We start from the raw sequence: 11,750 nt of genomic DNA on the forward strand, positions 1-11,750 counted from the left end.
TACCGGTCAGTACTGGTAACGCAGTACCGCATGCGACAGGGCGCGCACCGCAAAAATGCCCAGCAGCGCGGTCATTGCCGGGACGATGAGCCACCAGACCCGGACCGACATGGCGGGCAAGGGGTCGTTGCGCTGAATGAATGCCAGGCTGGCGGCGCAGACACAGAACGCCAGGAGCATTCCAGCGAGGATGTCCGTTGGCCAGTGAACACCCAGATAAACCCTGGAAAGCGCGATGGCCAGTGCCGGAATGCCGCCGACCAGCATCCAGCTCAGGCGCAGGCGCACGGGCTGGCCGCGCCCGGCCAGCACCGCCAGCGTCATGAACAGCGCAAAGGCCGCAGAACTGTGGCCACTGGGCATGCTGTAAGTGGTCAGCGGCTCTACAAGCACCTCCGGACGAGCGCGGGCGAAGAACGTTTTCAGGGTGCCATTGGCAATCGCGGTACCCAGTGTTGCGGTCAGGGCAAAGGCTGCTTGACGCCATTGTCTGGCAACGGCCAGCACGATGATCAACATTGAAGCCGCCAGCAACTGGGCCTTGAAGTCGCCGATGCTGGTGACGAAGATCACGATGTTCTGTGCGGCCTCGCTGCGGTGCTCCTGGATGAGCGTCATCAGGCCGTTGTCGAAGTCCGTGAGATAGGGCCAGCCGATGAACAGCGCTGCGACCAGCGTCAGGCTGAGCACGGAAATAAGTTTGGTTGCATAACGCTTCTGGCGAATGCTGCTCTGAATACTCAGTCCGAACAGAATCGCCAGACCGGCACCGACCACTGCCGCTTCAGGCCAGAAGCCTTCCGGCAGCGGCAGGCGAATGGCCGCGCCCGCCGCCCAGCCCGGCATCAGGTAGGCAATCGACCAGCCTGCCGCCGCCAGCACGCTGACCGCCACGAAGCGCGGCAGCGGCATGTCGCACATCCCGGCGATCATCGGCAGCATCGGGCGCAACGGACCGATGAAGCGTCCTACCAGCAAACTGGCAATGCCGTAACGGTGGAAGTATTTTTCCGCACCTTCCATCCACTCCGGGTGCGTGCGCAAGCCGGGCAATTGACGGATATTCTGATGAAAGCGCCGGCCTACGAAGTACGACACCGCGTCACCCAGCAGCCCGCCGAGAAAACCCAGCAACAGCACTTCGCTCAACGGCAGAATGCCGCTGCCCGCCAGGGCGGCGATGGCAAACATGATGACCGTGCCCGGCACAACGATTCCGACAATCGCGACACATTCAACAAAGGCCACTAAAAAGATCGCGACAGCCACCCAGGAAGGGTTTGCGGTCAGCCAGCCAGTCATTCCATTGAGCAGATCGCCCATCGGTCAGTTTCCTTGATCGAGAAATAAGTAGTCGCGGCCTTCGACCTGACCGCGTCTGAGAGGGTTCCGTGTGCAAAAACGGGCGTAACCGGCATCCACGAAGCGGTACATCAGGTGCTCATCGCGCCCGGCAGGAATGCCCAGTCGGGTGCTCTGGATAACATGTTCGGGTGTCTGGCCGACGTCCTCGACCAGCAATTTCTGCGGGTCGAAGCGCTTGGCGTCCCACACCGGGACCTTCAGGCCAAGCGCCTTGCACAGCAACGTCTGGCCAGCGCAGAGCCGCTGCGCCGGGCGCATCGCGCCGCTGGCGTCGGGGTTGTTCAGCTGCATCTGCGCCAGCGCGTTTTCGTCGCTGGTCGCGTCGGTCCAGGGAAATGCCGATTTGATCAGCACGGCATTGCCCGGCCCCTCGGCGCTGAAATTCAACGAATCGCCGCCACGCGCGTAGTACATATAGATGTGGCCGCCGTCGAGAAACAGCGCCTTGCGTTTCTCGGTGTAACCCAGCGAGGCATGGCTGCCCTTTTCGGCGCAGTAGTACGCTTCGGTTTCGATGATCCGCGCGGCCAGCCACAGGTCGCCTGCCTTGTGGCGAATGACTTTGCCCAGCAGGTCGCGCGCCAGCACCTGGGCATCGCGATGAAAGAAGTGGTCGGGGAGGGCTGTGGGCATAATCGGACGGGTACATTGAGAAAGAGCCCGATAATAACAAGCGCAAGTTTAATTGCAGCTGAATGTGTCCGGATTAGGCGCTTTGTTGTTTCTGAACATGACCGAATGATGACAGGCCGTTAAGCCCCTGCGTGATGACTGCCTGTGCATGGCCGCTGGCAACGCCTGCCACGGTGACGAAAAATCTGCGCACTGATATCGACCATCCGCCTGTCTGCGCTGTCGTTCGGGCGGCACGACAGCTATAATCAGCCGCTTTCCTCTTTGCCAAGACCTCTGAGACCATGACTGAGTCCGTTCTTGACTACATGACCCGCTTGGGTCGCGCCGCCCGCGAAGCCTCGCGAGTGATCGGTCGTGCCAGCACTGCGCAGAAGAACCGCGCCCTGCAAGCCACTGCCGCCGCTCTGGACGAAGCGCGCGCCGAGCTGTCTGCCGCCAATGCGCTGGACCTGGCCAATGGTCAGGCCAATGGCCTTGAGTCGGCAATGCTGGAACGACTGGCCCTTACCCCCGCGCGTATCGACAGCATGATCGTCGGGTTGCGTCAGGTAGCCGGTCTGGCAGACCCGGTCGGTGCGATCCGCGACATGAGCTATCGGCCGTCGGGTATTCAGGTCGGCAAGATGCGTGTGCCGCTGGGTGTTGTGGGAATCATCTACGAGTCGCGTCCGAATGTGACCATCGATGCGGCCAGCCTGTGCCTGAAGTCCGGTAACGCGACCATTCTGCGCGGCGGGTCCGAAGCCATTCATTCCAACCGTGCCATTGCCGCCTGCATCGAGCGTGGTCTGGCCGAGGCCGGGCTGCCTGCTGCCGTGGTGCAAGTGGTTGAAACCACCGACCGTGCGGCGGTTGGCGCTTTGATCACCATGCCCGAGTACGTTGACGTCATCGTTCCGCGTGGCGGCAAGGGCCTGATCGAGCGGGTCAGCCGCGATGCGCGTGTGCCGGTCATCAAGCATCTGGACGGCATCTGCCATGTGTATGTCAGTGCTCACGCCGATCTGGCCAAGGCGCAGAAGATTGCCTTCAATGCCAAGACCTACCGCTACGGCATATGCGGCGCGATGGAAACCCTGCTGGTCGATCAAACCATTGCCGCCGATTTCCTGCCTTCCATGGCCGCGCAGTTTCGCGAGAAGGGCGTCGAGTTACGCGGTTGCGAGCGCACTCGTGACCTGATCGACGTTATTCCGGCCACCGAAGACGACTGGCACACCGAATACCTGGCTGCAATCCTGTCGATTCGCGTCGTTTCAGGGCTGGACGAAGCCATCGAGCACATCAACCATTACGGTTCGCATCACAGCGATGCCATCGTTTCCGACAATCAAAGCCAGATTCGCCGGTTCATGGCCGAGGTCGATTCCAGTTCGGTCATGGTCAATGCGCCGACCAGCTTCGCGGACGGGTTCGAATACGGATTGGGTGCCGAGATCGGCATTTCTACTGATAAGCTGCACGCCCGCGGTCCTGTCGGGCTTGAAGGGTTGACCTGCGAGAAGTACATCGTGATCGGTGATGGTCAATTGCGCGGACAAGCCTGACTTGAACAACCCCACGACAGCGCTGCCCAGACGTATCGGTATGCTTGGGGGTACGTTTGACCCGGTTCATATCGGTCACTTGCGCGGTGCGCTCGAAGTGGCCGAACTGCTGGAACTCGATGAGCTGCGCCTGACGCCCAGCGCCAGGCCTCCGCATCGTGACATGCCGAGTGTAACTGCCGAGGACCGTCTGGCGATGGTTCAGAGCGCGGTTGCGGGCGTGTCGCCCTTGACGGTGGATGACCGTGAACTGAAACGGGACAAACCGTCGTATACCCTCGACACACTGGAATCGATGCGCGCCGAACTGGCGCCTCAGGACCAGTTGTTCCTGCTGCTGGGTTGGGATGCCTTTTGCGGGCTGCCGACCTGGCACAGGTGGGAAGAACTGCTGGAGCACTGCCATATCGTGGTGCTGCAACGCCCGGACGCAGACAGCGAGTCGCCGGATGCCATGCGCAATCTGCTGGCGGCACGCGCAGTCAGCGATCCCAAGGCCCTGAAAGGGCCGGGTGGACACATTACATTCGTCTGGCAGACGCCTTTATCGGTGTCTGCCACCCAGATCCGTCAACTGCTGGCCAGCGGTAAGTCGGTACGTTTTCTGGTGCCAGACGCGGTACTGGCCTATATCGATGCGCGCGGGCTTTACCGTGCGCCGAACACTGATGGGTCGTCCTGAAACTGCTTTGATCGATAAGCGTTTGAACGGTCCCACACATACGAGCTGAATGAGTTTTATATGACAAAGCAAAAAATGAGCAGTGAAGAAGTCATCAATGTTGCGATTGCAGCCCTTGAAGAAGTCAAGGGTGCTGACATCCTGACCATCGATGTGCGTGACAAGACCAGCATCGCCGACTACATGCTGATCTGCACCGGTACGTCGAATCGCCAGCTGAACGCACTGGTCGATAATGTCCGTGACAAGGTCAAGGCGGCCGGCCTGAAATCCCTGAGCGAAGAAGGCAAGGGCGACAGCGACTGGGTTCTGCTGGACCTGGGCGATGTGATCGTTCACGTAATGACCGCAGCAGCACGCCAGTTCTACGACCTGGAACGCTTGTGGCAAGGTGCCGAACAAAGCCGTGCCGCCAGCGCTGCGCACCACACTCCAGGCAACGAATAAGGCCTTGATGTGCGTTTGCGTCTGATTGCTGTGGGTTCGCGCATGCCCAAGTGGGTGGAGGAAGGCTGGCACGAGTACGCCAAGCGGATGCCCTCCGAGCTTGCGCTTGAACTGGTGGAAATCCCGCTCAATACCCGAGGCAAGAACGCCGATGTCGCGCGCTTCATCCGTCAGGAGGGCGAGGCGATGCTGGCGAAAGTGCAGCCGGGCGAGCGGATTGTCACGCTTGAAGTGCATGGCAAACCGTGGAGCACCGAACAGCTGGCGGTCGAACTCGATCGCTGGCGCCTTGATGCGCGCACGGTCAACCTGATGGTCGGCGGCCCCGAGGGGCTGGCACCTGAAGTCTGTGCCCGCAGTGAACAACGCTGGTCTCTGTCGCCTCTGACCCTGCCGCATCCACTGGTGCGCATTCTGATCGGCGAACAGATGTATCGCGCCTGGACGGTCCTGTCCGGGCACCCTTATCACAAGTAGCATCGTCTTTACTGTGAATACGGCCTAAATGTCTCAACCGATCCGCCTCAAAGACCACGAAAAGGACGCACGCCTGGTGCGCGGCAGGGTCGTGTTCGGTGCCGTGGCGGTCGTGTTGCTGGTGTGCGTACTGATTGCCCGGCTGTATTACCTGCAGGTCATCCAGTACGAGTATCACTCCACACTTTCGGAAAACAACCGCGTTCACGTTCAGCCGATTCCGCCCAGCCGTGGGCTGATCTACGACCGTAATGGCGTGGTGGTCGCCGACAACCGGCCCAGTTTCAGTCTCAGCATGACCCGTGAGCGTGCTGGCGAGTGGTCCAGTGTGCTCGACACTATTGTCGAGATTCTCCAGCTCACTCCGGATGATCGCATCATCTTCGAAAAGCGTATGAAACAGGGGCGTCGGCCATTCGAACCGGTACCTATCCTGTTCGAACTGAGTGAAGAACAGATCGCCTTGATCGCCGTCAACCAGTTCCGCCTGCCGGGTGTCGAAGTGGTTGCGCAGCTGGTCAGGCACTACCCGCAAGGGCCGCATTTTGCCCACTCGGTCGGTTACATGGGGCGGATCAACGAAAAAGAGCTCAAGAGCCTTGATCCGGTCAATTACAGCGGCACGCACCATATTGGCAAGACCGGTATCGAGCGCTTTTACGAGCCCGATCTGCATGGTCAGGTCGGCTACGAAGAGGTCGAGACCAACGCCCGTGGTCGCGTGCTGCGTGTACTGAAACGCACCGACCCGATTCCCGGCAAGGACATTGTCCTGAGCCTGGATATCAACCTTCAGGAAGCTGCCGAGGCCGCACTGGGTGGGCGTCGTGGCGCGGTAGTCGCGCTGGACCCGGCCACCGGAGAAGTGCTTGCGATGGTCAGCGCGCCGAGTTTCGATCCGAACCTGTTTGTCACCGGTATCAGCTTCAAGGCCTACGCCGAGCTACGCGATTCCATCGACCGGCCGCTGTTCAACCGCATTCTGCGTGGCCTTTACCCGCCCGGTTCGACCATCAAGCCTGCCGTGGCGATTGCCGGGCTGGACGCCGGTGCGGTAACGCCCGGTTCAAGAGTGTTCGACCCAGGGTATTACCAACTGCCCAATTACGATCACAAGTACCGTAACTGGAACCGAACCGGCGATGGCTGGGTGGATCTGGATACCGCGATCATGCGTTCCAATGACACGTACTTCTACGATCTGGCGCACAAACTGGGCATCGATCGGCTTTCCACCTACCTGAACAAGTTCGGCATCGGGCAGAAAGTGTCGCTGGATATGTTCGAGGAATCCCCCGGTCTGATGCCGTCCCGTGAATGGAAGCGCGCGACCCGTCGTCAGGCCTGGTTCCCTGGCGAAACGCTGATTCTCGGCATTGGGCAGGGCTATATGCAGGCAACGCCTTTGCAACTGGCTCAGGCGACCGCACTGGTGGCCAACAAGGGTGTGTGGAACCGTCCGCATCTGGCCAGAACCATCGAAGGCAAGGCGCCTGTGGATGAAAACCCGATGCCGGATATCGTGCTGCGTGACCCGGCCAACTGGGGGCGAGTCAACCATGGTATGCAGGAAGTGATGCACGGCGCGCGCGGTACGGCGCGCAAGGCTGCCATCGGTGCGCAATACCGTATCGCGGGCAAGAGCGGTACGGCTCAGGTTGTCGCCATCAAGCAGGGCGAGAAATACGACCGCACCAAGGTTCAGGAGCGTCACCGTGACCACGCCCTGTTTGTCGGCTTTGCGCCGGCCGACAACCCAAAAATCGTTGTTGCAGTGATGGTCGAGAACGGCGAGTCCGGTTCCGGCGTTGCTGCACCCGTTGTGCGTCAGGTGATGGACGCCTGGCTGCTCGACGAAAACGGCCATCTCAAGCCTGAGTATGCCGGTTCCCTGAATCTGGAGGCTGCGGCCCGTGAAGAGTAATTTCGACCGCATCCTGTCCAGCGAAGACGTGATGCGCCGCCGTGCCACGTTTCTGCAGCGCATTCATATTGATGGCCCGTTGTTGATCCTGTTGCTGACCCTGGCTGCCGGCAGCCTGTTCGTCCTGTATTCGGCCAGCGGCAAGAACTGGGACCTGCTCATCAAGCAGGCCAGCTCGTTTGGTATCGGTCTGGTGGCGATGGTGGTGATTGCCCAGTTGGAGCCGCGCTTCATGGCGCGCTGGGTGCCGGTACTGTACGTGCTCGGCGTCCTGCTGCTGGTGGTGGTGGATGTCATGGGCCACAACGCCATGGGCGCGACACGCTGGATCAACATCCCCGGTGTGATTCGCTTTCAGCCTTCGGAATTTCTCAAGATCATCATGCCGGCAACCATTGCCTGGTATCTGTCCAAACGCACGCTGCCACCGCACCTCAAGCATGTGGCGGTCAGTCTCGCCCTTATTGGCGTGCCGTTCATTCTTATCGTGCGCCAGCCTGATCTGGGCACCTCGCTGCTGATTCTGGCGTCCGGGGCCTTCGTGCTGTTCATGGCCGGCCTGCGTTGGCGCTGGATTATCAGTGTGCTGGCGGCCGCTGTGCCTGCGGCGGTGGCCATGTGGTTCTTCTTTATGCACGACTACCAGAAACAGCGCGTGCTGACCTTCCTCGACCCGGAAAGCGATCCGCTGGGCACCGGCTGGAACATCATTCAGTCAAAGGCAGCCATCGGTTCGGGCGGCGTTTTCGGCAAAGGCTGGCTGCTGGGCACTCAGTCGCACCTGGACTTTCTGCCGGAAAGCCACACCGACTTCATCATCGCGGTGCTGGGTGAAGAGTTCGGTCTGGTAGGCATCTGCGCGCTGCTGATCATCTATATGCTGCTGATCGGCCGCGGGCTTGTGATCACTGCGCAGGCGCAGACATTATTCGGCAAACTGCTGGCCGGAGCGTTGACCATGACGTTTTTTGTTTACGTTTTCGTCAACATCGGTATGGTCAGTGGCCTGCTGCCAGTGGTGGGGGTGCCATTGCCCTTCATTAGCTACGGCGGAACTTCGCTGGTGACCCTACTGTCAGCGTTTGGGGTTTTGATGTCGATCCATACACACCGTAAATGGATTGCTCAAGTTTGATTAAGGTGAATTATTCAATGCAAGCAATGCGTAACTGGGCTCGATATGCTCCGGTGGTCGGTCTGGTGGGCATCCTTGGATCGGTGCAAGAGGCACTGGCCGGCGACTATGAAGGTTCGCCCCAGGTAGCGGAATTCGTCGGTGAGCTGACCCGCGATCACGGTTTTGCCGGTGAGCAGTTGATGAGCCTGTTCCGTGAGGTCGAGCGCAAGCAGGCCATTCTCGATGCCATTTCCCGCCCGGCCGAACGGGTCAAGCAGTGGAAAGAGTATCGGCCGATGTTCATCACCGATACGCGCATCGCCCGCGGTGTCGATTTCTGGCGTCAGCACGAGGCCGCATTGGCCCGCGCCGAGCAGGAATATGGCGTACCGGCGCAGATCATCGTTTCGATCATTGGCGTGGAAACCTTTTTCGGTCGCAACACCGGCAATTACCGGGTGATCGATGCATTGTCGACGCTCGGTTTCGATTACCCGCCACGCGCACAGTTCTTCCGCAAGGAATTGCGCGAATTTCTGCTGCTGGCGCGCGAACAACAGGTTGACCCCTTGACTCTCAAAGGCTCGTACGCCGGGGCAATGGGCCTGCCGCAGTTCATGCCGAGCAGTTTCCGCGCTTATGCAGTGGATTTCGACGGCGACGGCCATATCAACATCTGGACCGATCCGGACGATGCCATCGGCAGCGTTGCCAGTTACTTCAAGCGTCATGGCTGGGTGGCCGGTCAGCCGGTAGTCAGCCGTGCGACCGCACGTGGCGACCGGGTTGATGAGGGGTTGAGCCCTGCGCTTGATCCGGTAATGTCGGTCGGGGAGTTGCGACAGCTGGGCTGGGCGAGTCATGATGCGCTGCGCGACGATATGCCGGTGACGGCGTTCCGTCTGGAAGGCGACAAAGGTCCTGAATACTGGCTGGGTTTGAACAATTTTTATGCAATCACCCGTTATAACCGCAGTGTGATGTACGCCATGGCCGTGTATCAGCTGTCTGAATCGTTGGTTCAAGCTCGAGGCGTCAAGTAATGCGGGCATTGCCGATTCTGCAAACATTCAAGCTTCTGGCGTTGACCGGCCTCGCAGTGCTGGTTGCCAGTTGCTCGTCGCCGCCACGCACAACCTCGTCACAGTCGCCAAAAGGCGGTGCCGCCGTGCGCTCCATGCCGGGGCTGGACATCAACCGTGCCCACAAGGACGGCGCGCCGTGGTGGGATGTGGATGTCTCGCGCATCCCCGATGCGACGCCGACCCTGCACACCGGTGCCTATAAGGCCAACCCGTATACAGTGCTGGGCAAGACCTATTTCCCGATGAGCGATTCAAAGCGTTACGTCGCTTCGGGCACCGCTTCCTGGTATGGCACCAAGTTTCATGGCCAGAACACCGCCAACGGCGAGGTGTATGACCTGTATGGCATGAGCGCCGCGCACAAGACCCTGCCGCTGCCCAGCTATGTCAAAGTGACCAACCTGGACAACAACCGCACGGTGATTCTGCGCGTCAACGACCGCGGGCCGTTCTATTCGGACCGCATCATCGACCTGTCCTATGCTGCCGCCAAAAAGCTGGGCTATGCCGAAACCGGCACCGCCCGGGTCAAGGTCGAAGGTATCGACCCGCAGGAATGGTGGGCGCAACGTGGCCGTCCGGCACCGCTGATGCTCAATCAGCCGCAAGTGATGGCCCAGGCCACGCCGCCCGCGCTGTCGACATCGACCGGAACCGTCGAGCAATACACGCCGCCACCGCAGCAACACGCCGCACCTGTCGTGCCGTTGCAGGTTGACGCAAAAAAAAACGCTTCAGGACAAGCCGCTGGGCTGTTTCTCCAGGTGGGAGCCTTCGCCAACCCGGACGCTGCGGAGCTCCTGAGGTCGAAACTGAGCGGGATGGTTCGAGCGCCGGTGTTCGTCAGCTCGATAGCTCGCAATCAGCAAACGCTCTATCGGGTCCGGATGGGACCGATCGACACGCCGGGTGAAGCTCAGCAACTGCAAAACAGCGTCAGGTCGGCCAATCTTGGCCAGCCAAGCGTAGTGACATCGGATCAGTAAGTTTTATCGACAATCGTTCTCCTGCAACAATAGAGGACGGTATGCAGTCGCAGGCGGCGCAGCTTTGCCATCAGGGCCAGCGTTGCAGGTAACTGCCCACAAGGTCGTGTGTCGAACAGACGACTTTGTCAGCCAGGGTTACAGCCTGGTGCCAGGAGCCGTACCGAGGCGTTTTCGCTTCGCCGGTCTGTTCAGTTTTGCCCGCAAGGGCATGTTTGCCCATTAGGATTCTCGAGAGACGGATGAACATCACCACCTTTGCAAAACGTTTGTGCCTGCTTGTTCCACTGATTATCACCCCGACTGTGTGGGCGGCAGAGCAGATGACGCCTGCTGCACCGCAACTGGCGGCCAAGTCCTACGTGCTGATGGATGCCACCAGTGGCAATGTCTTGGTCGAGAACAACGGTGACCAGCGTCTGGCACCTGCCAGTCTGACCAAGCTGATGACCGCCTACATCGCGACCCTGGAAATTCGTCGCGGCCAGATCGGCGAGAACGATCCGGTGACCATCAGTGAAAACGCCTGGCGCACGGGCGGTTCGCGGATGTTCATCAAGGTGGGCAGCCAGGTCACGGTCAGCGACTTGCTGCACGGCATCATTATTCAATCGGGTAACGACGCCAGTGTTGCGATCTCCGAGCACATTGCCGGCAGCGAAGATGCATTTGCCGACATGATGAACAAGACCGCCGGCGACCTGGGCATGACCAACAGCCACTTCATGAACCCGACCGGTCTGCCGAACCCCGAGCACTACTCGTCGGCTCACGACATGGCGATCCTGGCGCGTGCCATCATCCACGAAGACCCGGCTCACTATGCGATCTACTCGCAGAAAGAGTTCTTCTGGAACGGCATCAAGCAGCCTAACCGCAACCTGCTGCTGTGGCGCGACAAGACCGTCGACGGCCTGAAGACCGGTCACACCGACGAAGCAGGCTACTGCATGGTGTCCTCGGCTGTGCGTGACGGCATGCGTTTGATCGCCGTCGTATTCGGCACCAACAGCGAACAGGCTCGTGCGGCTGAAACCCAGAAGCTGCTGACTTATGGCTTCCGTTTCTTCGAAACCCAGAACTTCTATCAGAAGGGCACCGAACTGGCTCAGGCGACTGTCTGGAAAGGCACCGAGCGTCAGGTCAAGGCCGGTCTGGCTGAAGATCTGAGCATGACCATGCCAAAAGGCGACATGAAGAAGCTTTCCGCCAGCATGACCATGAACCCGCAACTGGTTGCGCCAATCGCCAAGGGCGACGTGATCGGCAAGGTCGAAGTCAAGAAGGACGATCAGGTGGTTCACACCGCTAATCTGATTGCGCTTGATGCCGTTGAGGAAGGTGGCATTTTCCGCCGCGTGTGGGATAGCATCCGCCTGTTCTTCTACGGCTTGTTCAACTGACCCTCCAGTAACTACTGCCGACCTTCTCGCGGCCTGCTCATGATCTGAGCGGGCTGCGTGTCCGTCGTCACGGCTTGTGAG

11 protein-coding genes are annotated in these 11,750 nt (G+C 60.0%); 9 read left to right on the plus strand and 2 right to left on the minus strand.

Features of this window, described 5'->3' with window-relative positions; all coding sequences use genetic code 11:
* Positions 1-6 precede the first annotated feature (6 nt).
* Entirely contained in the window at positions 7-1,323 is a 1,317-nt protein-coding gene (locus RGM3321_RS14570; protein WP_244393645.1) for a bifunctional DedA family/phosphatase PAP2 family protein, read from the minus strand.
* A 3-nt stretch (positions 1,324-1,326) separates the two neighbouring features.
* Positions 1,327-1,998: a DNA-3-methyladenine glycosylase gene (locus tag RGM3321_RS14575; protein WP_244393646.1), complete on the minus strand. Its 672-nt coding sequence runs from the start codon at positions 1,996-1,998 to the stop codon at positions 1,327-1,329.
* Between the two features lie 284 nt (positions 1,999-2,282).
* Between RGM3321_RS14575 and RGM3321_RS14580 the strand changes: the two genes are divergently transcribed.
* The 9 genes from RGM3321_RS14580 to RGM3321_RS14620 all read left to right on the plus strand — a co-directional run bounded on the left by RGM3321_RS14580 (position 2,283) and on the right by RGM3321_RS14620 (position 11,669).
* Positions 2,283-3,548, plus strand: coding sequence for a glutamate-5-semialdehyde dehydrogenase (locus tag RGM3321_RS14580; protein WP_244393647.1), 1,266 nt, complete (start codon positions 2,283-2,285; stop codon positions 3,546-3,548).
* Positions 3,549-3,570: 22 nt separating this feature from the next.
* Positions 3,571-4,230 carry a nicotinate-nucleotide adenylyltransferase gene (gene nadD, locus RGM3321_RS14585; protein ID WP_161794688.1) on the plus strand — a complete coding sequence of 220 codons (660 nt, stop codon included), beginning with the start codon at positions 3,571-3,573 and terminating at the stop codon, positions 4,228-4,230.
* 60 nt (positions 4,231-4,290) lie between these two features.
* Positions 4,291-4,677 (plus strand): ribosome silencing factor, encoded by a 387-nt coding sequence (gene rsfS, locus RGM3321_RS14590; protein ID WP_002555337.1) that lies wholly within the window; start codon positions 4,291-4,293, stop codon positions 4,675-4,677.
* A gap of 9 nt (positions 4,678-4,686) precedes the next feature.
* Positions 4,687-5,154, plus strand: coding sequence for a 23S rRNA (pseudouridine(1915)-N(3))-methyltransferase RlmH (rlmH, locus tag RGM3321_RS14595; RefSeq protein ID WP_002555336.1), 468 nt, complete (start codon positions 4,687-4,689; stop codon positions 5,152-5,154).
* A gap of 28 nt (positions 5,155-5,182) precedes the next feature.
* Entirely contained in the window at positions 5,183-7,078 is a 1,896-nt protein-coding gene (gene mrdA / locus RGM3321_RS14600; protein ID WP_244393648.1) for a penicillin-binding protein 2, read from the plus strand.
* Between the two features lie 31 nt (positions 7,079-7,109).
* Complete coding sequence (gene rodA / locus RGM3321_RS14605) at positions 7,110-8,213, plus strand: rod shape-determining protein RodA (RefSeq protein ID WP_005753105.1); 1,104 nt, start codon at positions 7,110-7,112, stop codon at positions 8,211-8,213.
* A gap of 17 nt (positions 8,214-8,230) precedes the next feature.
* Positions 8,231-9,238, plus strand: coding sequence for a lytic murein transglycosylase B (gene mltB / locus RGM3321_RS14610; RefSeq protein ID WP_244393649.1), 1,008 nt, complete (start codon positions 8,231-8,233; stop codon positions 9,236-9,238).
* Complete coding sequence (locus RGM3321_RS14615; protein WP_244393650.1) at positions 9,238-10,266, plus strand: septal ring lytic transglycosylase RlpA family protein; 1,029 nt, start codon at positions 9,238-9,240, stop codon at positions 10,264-10,266. Before mltB ends, RGM3321_RS14615 begins: the two co-directional genes overlap by 1 nt.
* Before the next feature lie 242 nt (positions 10,267-10,508).
* Complete coding sequence (locus RGM3321_RS14620) at positions 10,509-11,669, plus strand: D-alanyl-D-alanine carboxypeptidase family protein (protein WP_002555330.1); 1,161 nt, start codon at positions 10,509-10,511, stop codon at positions 11,667-11,669.
* The last annotated feature ends 81 nt before the right edge of the window (positions 11,670-11,750 follow it).

This window comes from Pseudomonas sp. RGM 3321, from assembly GCF_022836805.1.
Lineage (GTDB): Bacteria > Pseudomonadota > Gammaproteobacteria > Pseudomonadales > Pseudomonadaceae > Aquipseudomonas.

What these genes read in the sequence shown, in the direction of transcription:
- RGM3321_RS14570 (WP_244393645.1), bottom strand. Translation starts at nt 1,323, where the DNA reads ATGGGCGATCTGCTCAATGGAATGACTGGCTGGCTGACCGCAAACCCT.
- RGM3321_RS14575 (WP_244393646.1), bottom strand. Translation starts at nt 1,998, where the DNA reads ATGCCCACAGCCCTCCCCGACCACTTCTTTCATCGCGATGCCCAGGTG.
- RGM3321_RS14580 (WP_244393647.1), top strand. Translation starts at nt 2,283, where the DNA reads ATGACTGAGTCCGTTCTTGACTACATGACCCGCTTGGGTCGCGCCGCC.
- rsfS (WP_002555337.1), top strand. Translation starts at nt 4,291, where the DNA reads ATGACAAAGCAAAAAATGAGCAGTGAAGAAGTCATCAATGTTGCGATT.
- mrdA (WP_244393648.1), top strand. Translation starts at nt 5,183, where the DNA reads ATGTCTCAACCGATCCGCCTCAAAGACCACGAAAAGGACGCACGCCTG.
- rodA (WP_005753105.1), top strand. Translation starts at nt 7,110, where the DNA reads ATGCGCCGCCGTGCCACGTTTCTGCAGCGCATTCATATTGATGGCCCG.
- mltB (WP_244393649.1), top strand. Translation starts at nt 8,231, where the DNA reads ATGCAAGCAATGCGTAACTGGGCTCGATATGCTCCGGTGGTCGGTCTG.
- RGM3321_RS14615 (WP_244393650.1), top strand. Translation starts at nt 9,238, where the DNA reads ATGCGGGCATTGCCGATTCTGCAAACATTCAAGCTTCTGGCGTTGACC.
- RGM3321_RS14620 (WP_002555330.1), top strand. Translation starts at nt 10,509, where the DNA reads ATGAACATCACCACCTTTGCAAAACGTTTGTGCCTGCTTGTTCCACTG.